General features: G+C 60.1%; 14 protein-coding genes. 8 read left to right on the forward strand and 6 right to left on the reverse strand.

Going from position 1 to position 20,907, the window contains the following annotated elements:
• Positions 1-9 precede the first annotated feature (9 nt).
• Complete coding sequence (locus ACA069_RS28405) at positions 10-4,608, forward strand: dermonecrotic toxin domain-containing protein (protein WP_497615654.1); 4,599 nt, start codon at positions 10-12, stop codon at positions 4,606-4,608.
• Here the strand turns inward: ACA069_RS28405 and pdxR are convergent.
• The gene (gene pdxR / locus ACA069_RS28410; RefSeq protein ID WP_497615656.1) at positions 4,565-6,118 is read right to left on the reverse strand and encodes a MocR-like pyridoxine biosynthesis transcription factor PdxR; all 1,554 of its coding nucleotides are present in this window, start codon (positions 6,116-6,118) and stop codon (positions 4,565-4,567) included. The genes ACA069_RS28405 and pdxR overlap by 44 nt on opposite strands.
• Positions 6,119-6,210: 92 nt before the next feature.
• On the opposite strand from pdxR, the gene ACA069_RS28415 reads away from it, so the two are divergent.
• The 3 genes from ACA069_RS28415 to ACA069_RS28425 are packed head-to-tail and all read left to right on the forward strand — an operon-like array spanning position 6,211 to position 7,974.
• Positions 6,211-6,834, forward strand: coding sequence for an FMN-binding negative transcriptional regulator (locus ACA069_RS28415; protein ID WP_187677167.1), 624 nt, complete (start codon positions 6,211-6,213; stop codon positions 6,832-6,834).
• Positions 6,835-6,843: 9 nt separating this feature from the next.
• Complete coding sequence (locus ACA069_RS28420) at positions 6,844-7,290, forward strand: GNAT family N-acetyltransferase (RefSeq protein ID WP_497615658.1); 447 nt, start codon at positions 6,844-6,846, stop codon at positions 7,288-7,290.
• Positions 7,291-7,302: 12 nt separating this feature from the next.
• Positions 7,303-7,974, forward strand: coding sequence for a GNAT family N-acetyltransferase (locus ACA069_RS28425; protein WP_497615660.1), 672 nt, complete (start codon positions 7,303-7,305; stop codon positions 7,972-7,974).
• A 100-nt stretch (positions 7,975-8,074) separates the two neighbouring features.
• On the opposite strand, the gene ACA069_RS28430 is transcribed toward ACA069_RS28425, so the two are convergent.
• From ACA069_RS28430 to ACA069_RS28440, 3 genes are all read right to left on the reverse strand, one after another.
• A complete protein-coding gene (locus ACA069_RS28430) occupies positions 8,075-8,353 on the reverse strand; it encodes a helix-turn-helix domain-containing protein (protein WP_489880199.1) in 279 nt (92 codons plus the stop codon).
• Positions 8,354-8,454: 101 nt separating this feature from the next.
• Complete coding sequence (locus tag ACA069_RS28435; protein ID WP_497615662.1) at positions 8,455-8,820, reverse strand: DUF6124 family protein; 366 nt, start codon at positions 8,818-8,820, stop codon at positions 8,455-8,457.
• Positions 8,821-9,223: 403 nt separating this feature from the next.
• Complete coding sequence (locus tag ACA069_RS28440; protein ID WP_497615664.1) at positions 9,224-10,123, reverse strand: homocysteine S-methyltransferase family protein; 900 nt, start codon at positions 10,121-10,123, stop codon at positions 9,224-9,226.
• Positions 10,124-10,236: 113 nt separating this feature from the next.
• Here ACA069_RS28440 and ACA069_RS28445 point away from each other — a divergent pair, with 113 nt between their 5' ends.
• The 4 genes from ACA069_RS28445 (at position 10,237) to ACA069_RS28460 (ending at position 17,346) form a co-directional block, all read left to right on the forward strand.
• Positions 10,237-11,058, forward strand: a complete 822-nt coding sequence (locus tag ACA069_RS28445) for an ABC transporter substrate-binding protein (protein WP_497615667.1) — start codon at positions 10,237-10,239, stop codon at positions 11,056-11,058.
• The gene (locus tag ACA069_RS28450; RefSeq protein ID WP_497615669.1) at positions 11,055-11,891 is read left to right on the forward strand and encodes an amino acid ABC transporter permease; all 837 of its coding nucleotides are present in this window, start codon (positions 11,055-11,057) and stop codon (positions 11,889-11,891) included. The genes ACA069_RS28445 and ACA069_RS28450 overlap by 4 nt, the downstream gene beginning before the upstream one ends.
• Positions 11,892-11,976: 85 nt before the next feature.
• Positions 11,977-14,934: an autotransporter outer membrane beta-barrel domain-containing protein gene (locus ACA069_RS28455; protein ID WP_497615671.1), complete on the forward strand. Its 2,958-nt coding sequence runs from the start codon at positions 11,977-11,979 to the stop codon at positions 14,932-14,934.
• Positions 14,935-15,132: 198 nt separating this feature from the next.
• Positions 15,133-17,346, forward strand: a complete 2,214-nt coding sequence (locus tag ACA069_RS28460) for an autotransporter outer membrane beta-barrel domain-containing protein (protein WP_497615673.1) — start codon at positions 15,133-15,135, stop codon at positions 17,344-17,346.
• A gap of 135 nt (positions 17,347-17,481) precedes the next feature.
• Here ACA069_RS28460 and oadA read toward each other — a convergent pair whose 3' ends face one another.
• Both oadA and ACA069_RS28470 read right to left on the reverse strand, forming a co-directional pair.
• Positions 17,482-19,290, reverse strand: coding sequence for a sodium-extruding oxaloacetate decarboxylase subunit alpha (gene oadA, locus ACA069_RS28465; protein WP_187677178.1), 1,809 nt, complete (start codon positions 19,288-19,290; stop codon positions 17,482-17,484).
• An 11-nt stretch (positions 19,291-19,301) separates the two neighbouring features.
• The gene (locus tag ACA069_RS28470) at positions 19,302-20,717 is read right to left on the reverse strand and encodes an acetyl-CoA carboxylase biotin carboxylase subunit (RefSeq protein WP_187677179.1); all 1,416 of its coding nucleotides are present in this window, start codon (positions 20,715-20,717) and stop codon (positions 19,302-19,304) included.
• Positions 20,718-20,907 lie beyond the last annotated feature (190 nt).

Consider the following 20,907-nt stretch of genomic DNA (forward strand, 5'->3'; position numbering starts at 1 on the left):
GAATTGCCAATGCCCGAATCTTCCATACCCAGCGCCGTTGATGTCGTGACACAACTGGTGACCGGCCCTTCGTTGCGCGAAGTCGCCTCGAAAACGCTGCAACCGGCGCTCAAGACGCTGTACCCGACCCTGCACATCGATCCGCAACAGGCCATGGTGGTGACACCAACGTGGGTCATCGAAGGCGAGCAAGTCGTGCCCGGCCGCGAGCAGATCGAGTCTCTGACCGATGTTCTGGTACGACTCACGCTGAGCGGCACCACGGTGAACTACCTCGACGGAGAGCACTTTCTGACCTTGCAGCCCGGCCGGTCGGCAATCCAGCTGCCCGTGAAGATCGACGCGGTCGGCCGCCTGCTCAATGAATTTGCGCCTTTGATGTTCGTCGCCTTCAAAGAACAACATATCGCTTACTGGGGCACCTTCATCGCCCCGGAGCGGCCGCGCTGGCAGCAAATGTCGGACGCCCTGCGCAACCTGTGGAACGTCGACGCCCGCCAAGGCTGGGATGCCGAACAACGGGCCATGGCCCATGCCGTTTTCAAGGTCCCGGACAAACAACAGCGCTTGCCCAATGACAAATACAAGACCCGCGCCTGCCTGATTGACCTCGACCAGGGTGACGGCGACAGCAACGAGCATCTGACCCTGCTGGACAGCGCAGTGCTGATCGGTAGCGTCGACGAGCGCACGATAATCCTGACCTATTCAGTGATCCATGGTTTCCAGAGTTTCGACTCCCTGGATGAACTCGGCGACGCATTGCCGCGCAAATCCTGGCAAAGAACCTCCAGCATCCCGCTCAAGTGGCGGTTACTGGAACCGGAAGGCAACTTTTTCGACCACCAGGCCTGCACACTGATCGCCCTGGAAGGCGACGCCCTCGGGGAGATCAATTTCTTTGGGAGCTCGACAACCGATCAGCTCTACTCGCACACCGGTAAACCTCGGCAACCACCACCCAACCTTAAACCGCATATCGATCGCATGCGTCCGATACTGCCAGTCTGGCTGGACGAGGCTGCGCCCGCGGACCAGGCCGCCTACAGTCGTTATCTGTTGGACCTGACGGTGTTGCAGCATTCGAACAAGGGCAAGTCGTTTCAGGAGCAGGTTGCCAGCCTGCAGACCTTTACTCGCGATGCCCTGAGCCGACAAATGCTCGAGGATCACCCGACAGCAAAAGATCTGAAGATCGACAAGATCGAAATCAGCATTGCCAGCCTGGAGGTGTGGGGCACGTTCGTCCTGCCGGGCAATATTCAGATCAAAAGCCTGTCGCTGACCGAGCTTGCCCTGCAAAACCTGGCGGGCCTGCCGCTGGGCAATAAAACCGTGCATTACAAGGACGGTAGCGCCCTGCCGGACTGGATGACCGTGACGTACCTCGAACAACTGGTCAGCAGCGTCGATATTGGCAAAACCTACCCCGCACACTTGAAAAAGCTGCTGGTGGACGATGCGGTGCACGCGGCGGCCTTGCAGAGGTTGTACACCTGCCAGTTATCCCTCGAGCTGCCGCTTCTGGCGCTGCAACACAAGATCCGTGGCAATGCCGGTATCAACGAACTCGGTTACCGGTATGTGGTTGCCGCCCTGAACAGCAGTGCCCAGGCGCGTCAGGTCGATGGGCATGAGATCGTCATCCGGCCGCTCGCGTTCGCTGCCCACCGCAGCGGTTCACAGACCGACACCGTGACCAACATGTTCGTCATCGGCCCGCGCGACGCGGACAAGGGCCCCTGCGTGCTTTATCGACCGCTGTTCCAAATGGCACTGATTCAGTACCCCAGCCACGCCAACCTGCTGTATGCGATCCAGCATTCCCGGCAACTGCGTGAATCGGTTCTGGCCTGGTTGCCGGACGATGTGAGATTCAACTACAGCCAGTTCGTGTTCACCGCCAAACTGCCGTCGGTGTGGACGATTCCGCAACTGTTGGTCAATCCGCTCACCGCCCTCGACATGTCCGGCCCTGTGACACTCGGTGCTGCAGTGATCGAAGGCGATATCCTGGCGACACTGCACACCACCAACGTTCAGGCAGTCATCAACCAGGCCGATCGCCAGTCCGTCTCCAATGCTGAAGCACGCTGGGCCAGCCTCAAGCGCGGCGGCTGGATGCTATTCAATGCGGCATTACCGTTTCTGGGCCGCAGTGTTGGTACGGCGGCATGGATATGGCAAATCATGGACGACTTGCAGGAGATCAGCGACGTCGCCAATCAAGAGTCCGGCAAGGTGGCCTGGACGGCGCTGGCCGATATTTTCCTCGCGCTGGGTATGGTGCTTGCTCATCGCGCAGCGGTCGGTGACAGGCCAGCCAGCGAATCGCTCCCCCTGGTGCAGGAGGAAGAACCGCAGGCAATAACCCCACCCTCCGAGGTGATCAAACCGCTCCGTTTGCCTGACATTACCAGTACCGAGTTGCCCGCCGCCCACGAGACCTCCGTCAACGCCATCGCCGCGCTACTGCGCTCGCCCCTTGCGCTGACCGCCCTGCTCGACAGCTTCAATATCTCCAAACCCGAAGGGCTCGGGGAGGCCGCCAGTACAGGTCGGCATCAGCACCTCTATGCACACGAGAACAAATGGTATGCCCCCGTCGGCAAACGCTGGTTTGAAGTGGAGATCAATGACAACGAAGACGTGCAGATCATCGACTCACGTCAGCAACCGCCATTAAAAGGCCCCTTGCTGACCCGCACCGCCGGCGGTCAATGGGTCCTCGATCTTCGCTTGCGCCTGCGCGGAGGCGGGCTGCGCAATCGCCGCAAGGAAGCCAAAAGCAAACGCGACAAACAAGCCGAAAAACTCACCGCCGACCTCAAGGCTTTCGACCTGACCATGGAGGATAAGCAAGCCCGGCTCGACCAGGCCCACAGCGCAATGACCGCTGCTCAGCCACAAGCCGTTGACGTGGCACGCCAACAGTATCTGGACACCCTCGACTCACAGAGCAAGGCGTACGGCGCGAACATCGAGCAGATCAAGGCATTGAACCTGGTGCAGAACATTCCCAACTACCGCACCACCATGATCCAGCGGCTGGAAATGCAGTTGTTTCTCGGCCAACAGTGGCTCACTGAGAACGCCACCGACTATCAAACCAACGTGACCGCGACGATGGCGATGATTGCTGACGACGCCAATGTCGAACGGCAGGCCTTTGTCCAGGCCTGCGAACGAATGACCGATCAGACCCAGAGCATCATCGAAAAGGTCGAGTCGGCTCATAGCCGATTCCAGGAACTGGAACTGCTGGGCAAGGACGCCGTGGAAACCCTGGCCCTTTATCGAAAGGCGTTGCCGACCTACGACCTGAATGACCTCAAGCTTTTACAGATCAGCCTCGGGCAGGAAATCGGCCTCAAGCCCGGCGAGAACGCCTTCCGGGTCGAGGCACAACAGGCTTTGGAAACCCTGATCGAAGATGCTGCGCTGAATATTCAGAGCTCACTGAATCTGACCGCCGACGATGGCCTGAGCAACCTGCGTGAACGGATCGAAGCCCTGAGCAATGTTTCCGAGCAGTTCAGCTCGGTGGATCAACGCTTTGCCGACTTCACCGCAGAGTTTGCCAACCAGATTCAGACTGATCGACTCAGACACATACGCACGCGGGTGAGCGAGTTCAAGGCGGGAACAGATGTGCGCCTGGCGGATCTGCTGCGCAACAAACATTTACTCGACCCCTTGCCCGGGCCGTCGAGACCCTCCTCCGGTTCAGCCTCCGGGCGAAAAATCATCAAGACCAAGTTCAAGGGCACCTTGGTCGGCGAGCGGAAAAAAAGTGTTGATGGTCAAGACACTGACCTGGTTGAAGTGCGTAGCGAGCTGACAGGAGTGATCGCTACGTTTCATGAGAAGTCGCCGGGGGAATGGGTCGAACAGGCCAGTACACACTCGCAGCCTGCCAAGGCCAGACCGAATCTCAAAAGAAGCCTCGCGCAGGGTCAGGCCTTGATCGACGGGCTGGCGGCGTTTCATCGACTGATCGAAGCCCGCATCAAACGAGATCGACGAGTTCCCGTCGAGATTGAGGAGGAATACCACCGCCATGCCGACCGTTTAACCAGAGCCAATGCAGCAATAGATGAGGCGTTGACCGCCAGCAATCTCACCGCCGGCTCCTCCGCCGGAACTGAAGCCCTCGGTCACGCGCTCAGCGACGCCGCAACCCGCCTGTATGAAAAAGGCACCAGCACCCGCATCCGCATGATCAAACAACAACCGCCATCGGCGGCCGGGATCGAGTGGCTTAAAAGCAAAGATGAGGTCTACATCTACAAAACCGTTACGCGACGCAAACTCCAAAGCCGTCCCAATGACTTTCTGGACGAGTACGAGGTACGCGAGGTCAAGACCCGAAAGGTGCTGTGTTATGCGCACTTTCACTACACCAGCGTGAGCGCCCCGGACATTGCTTTCGAAGCCGGCCACATGAAAACCGTCGCACAGCGTCACCTCGGTGGCGCCTATGAACTGCGCGGCCTCAATAATCAGCAAGTCATTGATATTTACCGCAGCGAGATTTCAACGCAGCTCGCCGAGAACGTGTTCTTCACTCTCGCCAAACCTGTTGCAACCGGGTCAGCGCCGCTTTGATCGCAACCTCCGGCACGGCGGCAAAGCCCAGAACCAGACCGGCGCGCTGGTCGGGCGAGGTCAATGAGTCAGGCAACCAGTAATTGCTCAAACCGTTGATCTCCACATCCACGCGAGCAGCCTGCTCAACCAGTTGCTGCTCGCGCTCGATGCTGTCCACAGCCACCGTCAGGTGCAAACCGGCAGACACCGCCGGCAGCTTGCCGACACCGGCGATGGCTGTCGGCCAACCGTCGAGCAGGGTATTGCGACGACTCAGCGCGGCCCGGCGCATCCGGCGGATATGCCGCTGGAAATGCCCGGCCGCCATGAACTCGGCCATCACCGCTTGCGTGCTCACCTCGGAATGCCGGACGTCCACCGCCCGGCGTTGCGAAAACGCTTCCACCAGCCCCGGTGGCAGCACCAGATAACCCAGGCGCAACGCCGGGAACGCGACCTTGCCAAAGGTGCCGACATACAACACGCGCCCCTGGCGATCGAGCGCCGCCAACGGTGCCAATGGCGCGCCGGTGTAGCGGTACTCGCCGTCGTAGTCATCCTCAATGATCCAGCCTTGGGTGCGTTCAGCCCAGGCCAGCAGCTCAAGACGTCGCGCCAGACTCATCACCACGCCCGTCGGGTATTGATGGGACGGCGTGACATAAGCCACGCGGCAATCAGTGGCCGCCGACAATGCCGAGCAATCCATACCCTCTTCATCCACAGCAATCCCGCGCAACCGGCCACCCGCCACAGCGAACGCATGGCCGGCCGCGCGGTACCCCGGATTTTCGATGCCAACACCGTCGCCCGGCTCCACCAGCAGCTGTGCACAAAGGCTAATGCCTTGCTGCGCGCCACTGGTGATCACAATTTGCTCAGCCGAGCACTGCATGCCGCGCGAACTGCGCAAATAAGCGGCGATCAGCCCGCGCAGGCGCGCATCGCCAGCCGGGTCGCCGTAACAGAGCTGCTGAAGATCCGGTTTACGCCAGAAAGCCGCGTTGAGCTTGGCCCAGACGTCAAACGGGAACAGATCGAAGGCCGGCACGCCGACGCGAAATGCCCGTGGCGGACCACTGGGAGGTTTGGATAAATGGTTGTTTTTCACCCGACTCAGCGGATCGTTGTGGATAACTTTACTGGATGGATCAACAGGCAAATCCAGCCAATTTGTGGATAAGGCTGTGGATAAGCCTGTTGAAAACCCTGTGGATACTTTTGTGGATAGTTTTTTTGCCGAGAGTTGCTCACCGGGCAATTGCGCCACGTAAGTACCATCGCCCACCCGCCCCTCAATGAAGCCTTCGGCGTAGAGCTGATCGTAAGCGCGAACCACGCTGTTGCGTGAAATCGCCAGTGCCGCCGCCAGATCACGGCTGGCCGGCAGCCGCGTGCCACTGCTCAATCGACCGTCGAGTACGCGCAGGCGCAGTTCTTGATAGAGCTGACGACTCAAGCCTTGACGACGGTCGAGTTCAATACCGGCCGGGTTGAAGGAAAGCGACAGCGTGCTCGAATCGGGCATGGCAATGGACCTATGAAATTGGTCATCAATGGCTCTTACAACAGACCAATAGCCTGCCTACGATGCTGGCATTCGCCAAGGAAAATATCTCCATGTACACGCCACGCGCCTTTGCCATCGACGAGTTGTCGCAGCTCCACGAACTGATCCTCGCCACCCGCCTCGCCATTCTGGTGACCCACGGCGAAAACGGTCTGCAAGCCAGCCATGTGCCGGTGCTGCTGCATTGCGAGCAAGGCGAGAACGGCACGCTCTACGGGCATCTGGCCAAGGCCAATCCGCAGTGGAAAGACCTGCGCGACGGCGCCGAAGCGATGCTGATCTTTGCCGGCCCGGACGCCTACGTCAGCCCGGGCTTTTACCCAAGCAAAGCCGAACACGGCAAAGTGGTGCCGACCTGGAACTACGTCGCCGTCCACGCCTATGGCCACGCCGAAACCTTCAGTGATGGCGGACGCCTGCTCGACATCGTCAGCACCCTCACCGACCGCCATGAAGCCGGCCGTGCGCAACCATGGAAGGTCGACGACGCCCCCGCCGATTACATCGACGGCATGCTTAAGGCCATCGTCGGTTTCGCCATTCCCATCGATCGTCTCGAAGGCAAACGCAAGCTCAGCCAGAACCGCAGCCCCGAGGATATTGCCGGTGTGCGCGAAGGGCTCGCGGCCAGCCCAGAGGTCAACGACCAAACCCTTGCCCAATTGATGCGTTAAGGAAAACACATGAGTCAGATCGATATCCGCCCAGTTACCGCCGGCGACCACGCTGCCTGGTTGCCGCTGTGGCAGGCTTACCTGGCCTTCTACAAAGGCGAACTGCCGGACGCCGTCACGCACAGCACCTGGCAGCGCTTTCTCGATCCGGGCGAGCCGACTCATGCCGCGCTCGCCTGGGCTGACGGCAAAGCGGTGGGCATGGTGCATTACATCTACCATCGCTCGAACTGGAGCATCGAAAACTCCTGCTACCTGCAAGACTTGCTGGTCGAGGAACACACTCGCGGCAGCGGCGTCGGTCGCCTGCTGATCGAACACGTCTACGCCACGGCCAAGGCCGACGGTTGCTGCAAAGTCCATTGGCTGACCCACGAAACCAATGCCACCGCGATCCAGCTCTACGAGCGCATCGCCGAGCGCCCGGGGTTCATCCAGTTTCGCAAAGCCCTTTAAGGAGAGACGCTCATGACTGCTTCACTTGCCGACTGGAAAGGCGTCCCTGCCCCCACCACCAAACTGCTTGAAGGCCGCTTCATCCGTCTGGAAAGACTCGACCCGACGCTCCACGCCGACGAGCTGTTCAACGCCCTGCAAGGCGCCGGTGCCGACCCGAAACTCTGGGATTACTTGCCCTACGGCCCGTTCCCGGAGCGCAGCGTGTTCAATGCCTGGCTGAACAATCACGCAGCCAGCAGCGATCCGTATTTCTTCAGCGTCATCGACCGCGCAACAAATCAAGTGCAAGGCATCCTCAGCCTGATGTCGATCGTCCCGGCTCAGGGCCGCATCGAAATCGGCCACGTCACCTTCGGCGCACCGATGCAGCGCTCGCCAAAAAGCACCGAGGCGGTGTACCTGCTGGCCAAGTATTCCTTTGCGCTGGGCTACCGCCGCCTCGAATGGAAGTGCAACAACGGTAACGCCCGCTCCAAATACGCGGCCGAGCGCTTGGGCTTCAGCTTCGAAGGCGTGTTCCGCCAGCACATGGTGGTCAAGGGTCAGAACCGCGACACTGCGTGGTACTCGATTCTGGATGGTGAGTGGCCGGCGATTGCGGCGGGGTTTGAGCGGTGGCTGTCGGATGAAAACCAGACGCCTGATGGGCAGGTGAAAGGGTTGGTCGAGTGCCGTTCTTAACCTTTTAAAAGCAAAAGATCGTCCGAACGCGGCCCGAGCCTTCGGCAGCTCCTACACAAGGTAAATGTAGGTGCTGCCGCAGGCTGCGATCTTTTGATCTTTAACTGATATCTCGCCGAATCCGCACAACGCCCATCTTCATCCCAAACGGACGAAACACGGCGTTCAGCGACTTCAGCGTCTGATTACCTTCACCGTGTTCGATGTGCACCAAGGTACGAACCGAAATTTTGCACATTTTCGCAAATTGGGTCTGATGCAAACCCGTCACTTCCACACGCAAGCGGCGAACGGCCTCACCGATCTCAAGCGTTTCCTGCGCCAGCCCCTCTTTTATGTTTTCAATAAGCACAGTGCGTTCGGCAACGGTCAGGCTCATTTCAGATCCCTCTTTTTCAATCGCGGGTCATTCACGCCTCAACAACGTATTTCCCAGCCAATGTGCTGGCAGCACATGCGAATGCGCCGCCAGCGCGTTGATCACTCCGTTGGCACTAACCTGTCCAGCACCCGATTGACCGCCAGCTCTGCCAGCATCACCACCTGCGCGATGCCTTGCAGGGTTTTGCGGTGGGTACCTTCAACCTGCACGATATGGTTGTTGATCATGACGGTGGCCGAGCCAAGGGTTTCACTGGCATCTACCAGCAAGGACTCGTTGTCGGCCTCGGGGCTTGCCATGTAGAGCGCGTTGGGTTTGTAAGGCGCGGCCATGATGTCGGCCGCCGATGGGCCAAGATAGTGGTCGAGGGCGCGCTCGGCGGCTTCGTGGAATTTCTTTGAATCGGGCGATTCGTAGGGGGATGCCGGGTCTGTCGTCGGCGGGTTTGGCGTTGGTTTGAACATGGTGACTAACCTCTGTGAGGCCGCCATCTTTTCGCCGCTAAGCGAAAGGGTGGCGGCTGTGCGCAAGTTAGCGGACCGGTAGTCACCAAAAACCCGGTGCACCCGAAGGTGCCATGCGCACAGCCACCATCAAGTGCAGGCGAATGCCTGACTGGATAGATATGTGCAACCGTAGTGACTAGCCGGGCCGCTAAGCCCGATCACTGGAAATCAGTGATGCAAACCAAGTTACGCAGCCAGCCAAAGGCGCACAAGCCGGCGGATTCTGGTGCATGCGTAGGCAGCGGCGCAAGGTTTTGTAGGTCGCAAGACGTAAAGCCAATAGGCTTTAAACAAGAGCGGCGACAGAGGTTTACTGCACAAGAAAAATTGGCGATTTTTCTGTCGTATCAGGCCTCTTCTCTTAACCGAGTTTCTGCGCCAGCACCGCGATATGCTCCGGGCCGATCCCGCAGCAACCGCCCAAATGGCTGGCACCACGCTGCTGCCAATCAAGCGCCCAATGCAGATAACCCGGCGGGTCGAGATCTTCGCGCAACGGGTCGAGTCCGTCATTGGCCGTGGCTTCTTTAGGCTGCGGCGGAAACGCATTGGCATACGCGCCGATGTGAATCTTCACCCCCAGACGTTCAAAGGTGTCGCGCGCCGCATCAATCGCCGCGCCGATCACTTCCGGCTGACTGCAATTGAACAACAGCGTCTCAACGCCCAACTCGGCGGCCACTGCAGCCGCGTCGGCCACTGGCTCGCCGGAACGCAAACGCGGCACTTCGTCGGTGTCTTCGTCCTTCAAGGTAAACGACAGCCAGAACGGCTTGCCGTCCTGCGGCAGGCCGGCGTGAATGGCGCGCGCCTCGACGATCGAACTCTGGGTTTCCGCCAGCCACAGATCAACGTGCGGTGCCAGGCCCTTGACCAATGGGTTGAGCAACTCGGTCACGCGGGACGCCTCGAACAGATCCGGGCGATAAGAACCGAACAACGGCGGCAAGGAACCAGCCACCAGCACAGCTTTGCCCGAAGCCTCTACCGCACGCCGCGCCAGTTCACCGGCCAACGCCGCCAGCGCCTGCCCTTCAGCGGCGAAGCGCTCTTCGCCGATGTGGAACGGCACCACCGCGTAACTGTTGCTGGTGATCACATTGGCACCGCTGGCGATGTAGGCGGCGTGTACCGCTTCCACTGCTTGCGGCGCTTCGCTCAGCGCCAGGGCTGACCACTCTGGCTGCCGGAATGGCGCACCGGCGCGTTGCAACTCACGGCCCATGCCGCCATCGAGAATAATCGTGTTTGCTGCGCCCATATGCCTTTCACTCATAAGCTTATGAAAATAACTCACTATCAGAGTCGTTCTTATAACTATTTAATACGCACCATTCCGTTAATAACAACCTCTTTTTTAACCAGGGATCGACTGTGAAATTTCAACCGCTACTGGCCCTGGGCCTGACGATTCTGGCCGCCTCCACTCAAGCCTTCGGCGGCGCCACGCTGGATCGCGTCGAGCAGAAAAAAGAACTGGTTGGCGTGTTGATGGAGAGCTATCCACCCTTCTCGTTCCTTAACGAGCAGAACCAGCTCGACGGCTTCGACGTCGATGTGGCCAAAGCCGTGGCGGACAAACTCGGCGTCAAGCTGCGCCTCGAAACACCGTCCTGGGATGTCATCGCCGCCGGCCGCTGGAGCGGGCGCTACGACATCTGCATCTGCTCGATGACCCCGAGCAAGGCCCGCGCCGAGGTGTTCGACTTCCCGGTCGAGTACTACGCTTCGCCAGCCGTGATCGTGGTCAACGCCAAAGACGATCGCATCCACAGTGCCAAGGATCTGAGCGGCAAGAAAGTCGGCCTCACCAGCGCCTCCAGCTACGAAAGCTATCTGAACAAGAATCTGGTCATCGAAGGCGCCGAAGACACGCAGTTGCAGTACCCGTTCGAAGAGGTGCAGATCGCCCCTTATGACACCGACAACGTTGCCTTCCAGGACTTGGGCCTGGGCGCTGGCGTGCGACTGGATGCGATCCTCACCAACCTCGTCACTGCGCAGCCACGCCTGAATGAAGACAAGCGCTTCAAACTGGCCGGTGCGCCGCTGTATTCGGAGCCGAACTCGGTGGCCATCGAAAAGGGTGATGCCCAGTGGGATGCGAAAGTGCGCGAGGTGTTTGCGCAGCTCAAGCAGGACGGCACACTGAGCAAGCTCTCGCAGAAATGGATCGGCGCCGATATCAGTCAATGACTTCTTTTCCGACACCTCCACAGCCACCGCAACCGGTGGCTGAATCACGTCTGCGCCGACTCTTCGGTTTTCGTACGCGGCTGTACCTGACATGGGCGGTGATGTTCTGCCTGTTCGCCGGGTTCTTCCTGAGCTTCGACCTGAAGTTCTCGATCATCCTCGACAAACTGCCCAACCTGGTCGGCCTCAAACTCGCACCCAATGGCTTCCTGCAAGGCGCGGCGCTGACGTTGTTTCTGTGCGTATGCTCGATTGTCACCTCGTCATTACTGGGCTTCGTGACGGCTTTGGCGCGACTGTCGAAAAGCGCTGTGGCCTTTGGCATCGCCAGTTTCTACGCCTCGTTCTTTCGCGGCACGCCACTGCTGATCCAGATCCTGCTGATCTACCTCGGCCTGCCGCAACTGGGCATCGTGCCCGGCGCCATCGCTGCCGGGATCATCGCGCTGTCGCTGAACTACGGCGCCTATCTCAGCGAGATTTTCCGCGCCGGCATCCTCGGCGTCCCCTACGGCCAACGCGAAGCGTCGCTGGCGCTGGGCATGCGCGAGAGCGTGATTTTCTGGCGCATCACCCTGCCCCAGGCCATGCGCACCATCATCCCGCCGACCACCAACCAATTCATCTCGATGCTCAAAGACTCGTCGCTGATCTCGGTGATGGGCGTTTGGGAAGTGATGTTTCTGGCGCAGTCGTATGGTCGTTCAAGCTATCGCTACATCGAGATGCTCACGACCGCCGCGATCATTTACTGGGTGATGTCGATCGGGCTGGAGCTGATCCAGGCGCGCATGGAACGGCATTACGGCAAGGCTTACGAGCGCCGAACTTAAGGTGTTCTGCAACACCACAGACATCATTCTGTAAAAACCCATCGCTATACAGGACGGCCCGCTTATAACAAAAGGCCGTCCGTCCATGCCCTTCCCGCCTCAGCGCCTGTCCCTCGCCATCGCCCTGTTGATCGCCACCACGGCCGCCCACGGTAAAACCGTGCAGATCGACACTGCCACCACCGCCTCGCAAACCCTGGGCGGCAGCGACACGCTGACAATTTCGGCGCCGGGCAGCATCACCAACAGTGGCAAGGCCGTCAGCCTGAAGGACAGCACCAGCGGCGCCGGGGTGGTGATCGATAACGCCGGCAAAATCGTTTCAACCGGTGGCCGGGCCATCGACAGCAGCGGCGACCTGACCCAGGCGCGCAACTACGCCCTCTACAACCGCAGCGGCGGGCAGATTCTCGGCGCCAACGATGCCTTGCGCATCGACAGTAACTTCGTCAGCGGCAGTCTGTTGATTGATAACAGCGGCATCATCCGCTCCACCACCGGCCAAGGGCTGGATCTGGATGCACTGCGCAGCGACGGGGTGAAAACCACGATCATCAACCGCACAGGCGGACTGATTCGCGGCGACGCCAGCGACGGCATGAAGACCGGCGCCAACGCGACGATTACCAACTACGGCGAGATCTCCACGGGAGACTCGCACAACGCCGATCAGAAATTCGACGGCATCGATATCGACACCGCAACCGGTGTCAGCGTGACCAACTACGGCGTCATTTCCGGCGGCCGCCACGGCATCACCACCGACCTCGGCGCAACACTGATCAACTACGGGCAAATCACCGGGCGCAATGGCTCCGGCTTCGGTTCCGATGGCGACGGCACGGTGATCAACCACGGCACCATCACCGGCGCCTACTCCGGGCTGCAACCCAACGGTGACGGCGACGGCGTGGACATCGACAAGATCGCCCACATCGAAAACTACGGCACCATCCAAGGCGTCGGCGCGGGCGGTGTCGACAAGGGTGGTTTTGCCAATGGCAGTGAGGGCATCGCCCTCGGCGGCGGCTACATTCTCAACGCCAGCGGCGCGATGATCAGCGGCGCCACCAGTGCCATTCTGGTGGATGACGGCAGCGGTGGCTCGGGGCTGGCGGCGACCACGCTGGAGAACTTCGGCACCATCCAGGGCCTCGACGGTTTCGGCGTGAAGCTTGTCGGAGAGTTCGCCGACAACGTCATCAACGGCGGCACGATCAGCGGCAGCAATGGCCTGGCGCTGGATCTGGGCGGCGGCGATGACAGCCTGAACTTGCGCAATGGCAGTCGCTTCGTCGGTAGGGTCGATGGCGGTAGCGGGTACGACCGGGTGGTGATGGACGACGCGGCGGGCGGCAACTTCGGCGAGAGTCGCAACTTTGAATGGCTGGAGGTCAAGCAAGGCGCGTGGACGCTGACCGGTACTGGCGATTTCAGTGATGGCGGTGCGGTGCGTGACAACGCGACGCTGATCAACCAAGGCAGTATCGCAGGCAACCTGACCGTGGATGCCGGCGGTGTATATGCCGGCGGTGGTTCGGTGGGCAGCCTCAACGTCAACGGCACGCTGCGAACCGACACCAGCCTCGGCCGCGCGACCATTGTTCATGACCTGAACATGGGCAGCGCCTCCACCCTCGCCTACGGCGTCAACGCCGACGGCAGCAGCGCGTCAGTGCAGGTCGGCGGCACCGCGAATCTCAACGGCGCGACCCTGGCGGTAAACCCCGGCAGCGGCACTTATCCATGGCAGAGCCATTACACCGTGCTGCAAGCGGCACAGGTCAACGGCACCTTCGGCAAAGTCAGCAGCGACTACGCGTTTCTCACGCCGACGCTGGCCTACACGCCGACTCAAGTCGATCTGACGTACACCCGCAACGACGTGGCCTTCAATGATTTCGCCGCCACCGGCAACGGCAGCAACGCCGCCAACAGCCTGGCCTCGATGGGCAAGAACAACGCGCTGTACAACGCGTTGCTTAACACCACCCAAAGCACGGCCGGCGCGGCGATCGAGCAACTGGCCGGCGCCAGCAACGCCAACCTCACCAGCGCGACCCTCGGCGCCAGCAGTCAGATCGGCAGCAGCATGCTCTCGGCGATGCAGCAGATCGGCGGCAGCCCGGGACTGATGGTCGGCCTCGATCAGCGCGATACACCGGTGTTGGCGGCCAACGGCGTGCCATCCGCAGCGCGTAACCTGAATGATCCGAACGCGCGCGGCCGCCTCTGGCTGCAAGGCATCGGTGGCTACGGCAAGCTCGACGGCGAACACGGCAGCAGCGGTCTGGAACAGCGCACCAAGGGCAGCGTACTCGGTGCCGACTGGTCTCTGAATCCGCAATGGCGTCTAGGCGTGCTCGGTGGTTATTCGAAAACCGATCTGGACGCCACCGGCGTCGATGGCAATGTCGAGAGCTGGCATGCCGGCGTATACGCATTGCATCAGAACGGCCCGATCTCTCTGCGCCTCGGCGCGGCGTACAGCGGCCATCAAGGCGAAAGCAAACGCACCATCGCCTTCAACGGTTTCAGCGATCGCCCGAAAGGCGACTACGACGCCGACAGCCAGCAAGCCTTCGCCGAACTCGGCTACGCCATGGGCAGCGGCCGTCTCAGCGCCGAACCGTTCGCCAGCCTCGGCTACCAGCGCTACCACCGCGACAGCTATCGGGAAAAGGGCGGCGCCGCGGCGCTGCAAGTCGACAGCCAGACCCAGGACAACTTCAACAGCACCTTCGGCCTGCGCCTGGCGCACCTGAGCAGCCTGGACAACGGCATGAGCCTGACCCCGCGCATGGCGGTGGGCTGGAAGCACACCTATGGCGACGTCAGCAGCTCGACGCGTCAGGCCTTCGTGGTCGGCGGCACGGCGTTCAGTGTCGATGGCAGTTCGCTGGATCGCGATAGTCTGGTGCTGGAGGCGGGCCTGGACGTTGGGATTTCTGCTCGGCATACGCTGGGTGTGGGTTACAGCGGTGAAATGGGTAGCAACAGTCGCAATCATGGGTTGATTGGGCAGTGGCAGATGAGTTTTTGATGTTGAACAGCCGGCGAGGTCTTGATTGGGTGTAGGAAAAGGAATCGGTGTAGTCGAGTAAAAATACCGGTTCCGGATCTGAGGGAAGATTTCTACAGAATGATGCGATGTCGCCTGCAAGACTGCGGGAAGCAGCCGACATCGGAATTTTCGGTGCATCAATAGAGTTGGGACTCCTATCAAAAGAGGCCTTTCTTGATGCCCGTTCAACACAAATTCAAACCGAAACACCTGGCTTTGGCCGTTGCGCTTACTGTTTGTTGCGTAGAGACCTCCGTCGCTCAGAATGCGGATGACCCCGTTATTATTGCCGCCGCAGAAGGAAGCAAAGCGCGTAAAAAACCCAAAGCGGCTGCTCCTGCTGCGCCTGTCATTTCCGAGGCAACCATCGATGACTTCGAGCCTATCGAGGATATCTTTGCGATCCCGGACTTTATCGGTCCGCTGAAAACCACCCTTCGTTCCATAAAGGAGCGGCATGTAGTTGTCGCGTTCGATGACGCCTTCTTTAAAGATCTTGAATTCCCCGAGCCAGCCACTGGCGAAACGTCGTTAGCCGAGACAGATGAAAACCCGTTCGACGGTTTTCAGAATGCCTATACCACGCAGCTCACGTCCCTATCGGAAGCATTCCAAAACAGCGACGGCGCATTACAACTCAGGGACGGGGACGACCTGCTGGTCATCAACAACGGTGACCGATGGGCTGGGCGGCTGGACGGTGGCGCGGGCAAAAACGCCTTGCTGCTGAACGCCTCCGAAGGCGGCGAGATTGGTGAAACAGCAAACTTTGAAGGTGTGCGAGTTGCACGAGGAAACTGGCAACTGCACCATGATTTCAACGGTAGTGCCGAAGTTAAAACGCACGCCAGTCTGATCAACAACGGCTCGATAAAAGGTGATGCCTACGTCGACGCAAAAGCCTTTTACGGGGGTTCCGGTAATGTCAAAAACCTGCACGTAGAGGGTTTCCTGATCGCCAACCCCGACCTTGGATCGCCAAAAATCAACGGCAATCTGACGTTAGGTGAAGGGGCGACAGTTTCCTACGGAGTAACCCCTGACAAGTTCTCTGATGCCATTTTGGTTGAAGGTACCGCCACACTGGGAAATGCCGATCTCGTTGTTTACGGCACCCCCGGCGAATACGCCGACAGCACAGTACGTCCGGTTTTGCGTGCCGGCAAAATCGACGGCGAATTCGCAAGAGTCAGTACCAACCTGGCCTTCATGACGCCGACGCTTTCCTACACCGAGACTGCCGTGGCACTGACCTATCAGCGCAACGACGTAACATTCCAGGAACTGGCGACATCCACCAGTGGCCGAGCCTTGGCCCGCAGCGTTGACACGCCAAAGGCTGCCACTCTCAACACCGCCGTTCGCGCCCTTGTGAACAGCAGTAAAACATCCGCTCCTGTCGCCATCGAACAACTCGCCGCCGGCAGCAACGCCAACCTCGCCAAAGCCACACTGAGCGCCGTCACGCCCGTGAGCGCGAGCATGCTTTCGGCCATGCGCCAACTCGATAACCGCAGCAGTTCCGCCCATGGCTCCGGCAACAATCCTCGCCAAGCCGCTGGCGGTGCAGACTCTGGCCGAGTTTGGGTTCAGGCACTCGGTCATGGCGGCAAGGTCGACCGCGAGTTCGACAGCACCCTGAAACACGCCACCCAGGGTCTGGTCGTGGGCGCTGACTGGCGGCTCGATGAGCAATGGCATGTCGGTCTGCTGGGTGGCAAATCCCAGACCAGACTCGATGCCCGCCAGTACGATGGCGACCTCGACAGCTGGCACCTCGGCGCCTACGCCGTACGTCAGGACGGACCGCTGGCGCTGCGCCTCGGCGCCACCTATGCCAGCCATGACGGCAGCAGTAAACGTCGGGTGGCGTTCAACGGATTCAGCGATCGCCTCAAAGGCAATTACGACGCCAACACCCAGCAAGCCTTTGCCGAACTGGGCTTCAACCTCGGTCGTAACAACGTCACGCTTGAGCCATTCGCCAGCCTTGGCTATCAACGTTATCAACGTGACAGCTACAGCGAAAAAGGCGGCGATGCAGCGCTGAAAGTTTCTGGGCAAACCCGCGATAACCTCAGCAGTACCTTTGGCCTGCGCACGGCAAAACTCAATCGCCTGGATAACGGCATGAGCCTGACACCTCGATTCAGTGCCGGCTGGAAACACACCTTCGGCGAGCTCGACAGCGATACTCGCCAGCAACTGGTCAAGGGTGGCAAGCGCTTCAAAGTGGCCGGTGCCGCGCTGGATCGCAACAGCCTGGGCATCGACGCCAGTCTCGATCTCGGACTGTCGGCCAACCACACACTGGGCGTGGGTGTCACCGGTGAGTACGGTACCGAGAGCCGCAATCAGGGCGTGATAGGCCAGTGGCGAATGGCGTTCTGATGGTCTGAACACTGTCCCTGTGGGAGCGAGCTTGCTCGCCCCCACAGGGGATTTGTGTGAGTCAGTAATTTCAGGCGAAAAAAAGGGGAGCACATGCCCCCCCGAGGTTTAAAGCGTTGGATCGCGGCCGTTATCTCAGCCTTCGATCTCGATCAGGATTTCGCCCGGATTCACCCGGTCGCCCTTGGCGACATGAATGGCGGTGACCTTACCGGCGATGGCCGCCTGCACTTCGGTTTCCATCTTCATGGCTTCAGTGATCAGCACAGCCTGGCCAGCCTTGACGGTGTCGCCTTCCTTGACCAGCACATCGACGATGTTGCCCGGCATGGTGGTGCTGACGTGGCCCGGTGCAGAGGCCTGCTTGCGCTTGCTGCTGCCACCGCTGACGAATTCGTTGAGCGGTTCGAACACCACTTCTTCCGGCATGCCGTCGATGGACAGGTAGAAGTGACGCTTGCCTTCAGCCTTCACGCCAACACCGGTGATATCAACGCGGTAGGTTTCGCCGTGGACGTCGATGACGAACTCGGTTGGCACACCCGCACCGCCCGCCGACGCGACACTGCCTGGCTCTGGAATCGGCAGCAGCACTTCCGGCGTGAGGGTGCCGGCGGCACGCTCTTCAAGGAACTTGCGGCCGATGTCCGGGAACATGGCGAAGGTCAGCACGTCTTCTTCGGACTTGGCCAGTGCGCCGATGTCGGCACGCAACTTGGTCATTTCCGGCTTGAGCAGATCGGCCGGGCGCACGTCGATGACTTCTTCGCTGCCGATGGCCTGACGACGCAGCTTCTCGTCGACCACGCCCGGTGCCTTGCCGTAACCACCCTGCAGATAGAGCTTCACTTCGTTGGTGATGGTCTTGTAGCGCTCGCCGGCCAGCACGTTGAAGAACGCCTGAGTACCAACGATCTGCGAGGTCGGGGTCACCAGCGGCGGGAAACCGAGGTCTTCACGCACACGCGGGATTTCCGCCAGCACTTCGGCCATGCGATTCAGCGCGCCCTGCTCTTTCAACTGGTTGGCGAGGTTGGAGATCATCCCGCCCGGCACCTGGTTGACTTGCACACGGGTATCGACGGCGGTGAATTCGCTTTCAAACTGGTGGTACTTCTTACGCACGGCGTAGAAGTACAGGCCAATTTCTTGCAGCAGCTCCAGGTTCAGACCGGTGTCGTACTCGGTGCCTTTAAGGGCGGCGACCATCGATTCGGTGCCTGGGTGGCTAGTGCCCGAGGCGAAGCTGGAGATCGCGGTGTCGATGTGGTCGGCGCCGTTTTCGATGGCCTTGAGCTGACACATGGTCGCCAGACCGGCGGTGTCGTGGGAGTGAATGAACACCGGCAGCGACTGCTCGGCTTTCAGCGCCCGGACCAGTTCGCCAGTGGCGTACGGGGTCAGCAGGCCGGCCATGTCCTTGATCGCCACCGAGTCGCAACCCATGGCTTCCATTTGTTTGGCTTGCGCCACGAAGGCGTCGATGGTGTGCACCGGGCTGGTGGTGTAGGCGATGGTGCCTTGGGCGTGTTTGCCCGCCGCTTTCACCGCTTCGATAGCCACGCGCAGGTTACGCACGTCGTTCATGGCGTCGAAGATGCGGAACACGTCGATGCCATTAACAGCGGCTTTAGCGACGAAGGCTCTGACCACATCGTCGCTGTAGTGGCGGTAGCCCAGCAGGTTCTGGCCACGCAGGAGCATTTGCAGACGCGTGTTAGGCAACGCGGCGCGCAGTTGGCGCAGACGTTCCCACGGGTCTTCTTTCAGGAAACGTACGCAGGCGTCGAACGTCGCGCCGCCCCAGCATTCCAGCGACCAGTAGCCGACTTTGTCGAGCTTGTCGCAAATCGGCAGCATGTCTTCGGTGCGCATGCGGGTGGCGAGCAGCGATTGGTGGGCGTCGCGCAGGATGGTGTCGGTTACAAAAATCTTTTTAGTCATTGTTCTATTCCTCACAGGCCTGCGTGGGCGGCGATGGCGGCGGCGATGGCCAAGGCCAGCTCTTCGGGTTTGCGCTTGATCGAGTAGTTGGTCAGTTCAGGGTGGCTTTCAACGAAGCTGGTATTGAACTGGCCGCTACGGAATTCCGGGTTGCGCAGGATTTCCTGGTAGTACGCGGCGGTGGTTTTCACACCTTGCAGACGCATGTCGTCGAGGGCGCGCAGGCCACGATCCATGGCCTCTTCCCAAGTCAGCGCCCAGACCACCAGTTTCAGGCACATCGAGTCGTAGAACGGCGGGATGGTGTAACCGGTGTAGATCGCCGTGTCAGTTCGCACGCCCGGGCCACCGGGGGCGTAGTAACGGGTGATCTTGCCGAAGCTCGGCAGGAAGTTGTTTTTCGGGTCTTCAGCGTTGATGCGGAACTGCAACGCGAAACCACGGTGCTGGATGTCTTCCTGCTTCACCGACAGCGGCAGGCCGGAGGCGATGCGGATCTGTTCGCGGACGATGTCGATCCCGGTGATTTCTTCAGTGATGGTGTGTTCCACCTGCACCCGGGTGTTCATCTCCATGAAGTACACCTCGCCCTCGGCGAGCAGGAACTCCACGGTGCCGGCGTTCTCGTAACCGACAGCCTTGGCCGCACGCACCGACAGGTCGCCGATGTAGGCGCGCTGTTCCGGGGTCAGTTGCGGGCTCGGCGCGATTTCGATCAGCTTCTGGTTGCGACGCTGGATCGAGCAGTCACGCTCAAACAGGTGCACGACGTTGCCAAAGCTGTCGCCGAGGATCTGCGCTTCGATGTGCTTGGGATTGACGATGCATTTTTCGAGGAACACTTCCGCCGACCCGAAGGCCTTGGTGGCCTCAGAGATAACGCGAGGGAAATTCTGTTCGAGCTCTTCGCGGCTGTTGCAGCGACGGATACCGCGACCGCCCCCACCGGAAGTGGCTTTGAGCATCACCGGGTAACCGATGCGGTCACCCTCGATCAGCGCTTCTTCGATGCCTGCGACGTTGCCTTCAGTGCCCGGCGTGACCGGAACGCCGGCCTTGATCATGCTGCGGCGCGCTTCGGTCTTGTCGCCCATGCGGCGAATGACTTCTGCCGACGGGCCAATGAATTTGATTCCGCGTTCGGCGCAGATGTCGGCCAGCTCGGCGTTTTCCGAGAGGAAACCGTAACCGGGGTGCAGTGCATCACAGCCGGTTTCCACGGCCAGGTTCACCAGCTTGCGCGGGTTGAGGTAACCGGCCAGTGGCTCGGCACCGATGCTGTGGGCCTCGTCCGCACGCTTCACATGCAACGCATGCCGGTCGGCGTCGGAAAAAATCGCAACCGAGCGAATGCCCATTTCGGCGCAGGCTCGCACGATTCGTACGGCAATCTCACCACGGTTGGCGATCAGGATCTTTGTTATCACTTGGAGGTTCCCTTGAGCCGGTGGCACCACGACCTGCTAGACCCAGGTCGACGCGTGACCAAATGTTTCAATTTAGTCGCGACCCCACACTAGCGCCCACAAGGGATTAACAAAAATGAATAAAAATTGGGTTAGCCATAAGTAAAGACTTATAGTCAGCGCATCATCTAGCGTTCAGAGCGTGTAGAAA

This window comes from Pseudomonas sp. LBUM1652 (assembly GCF_059716105.1).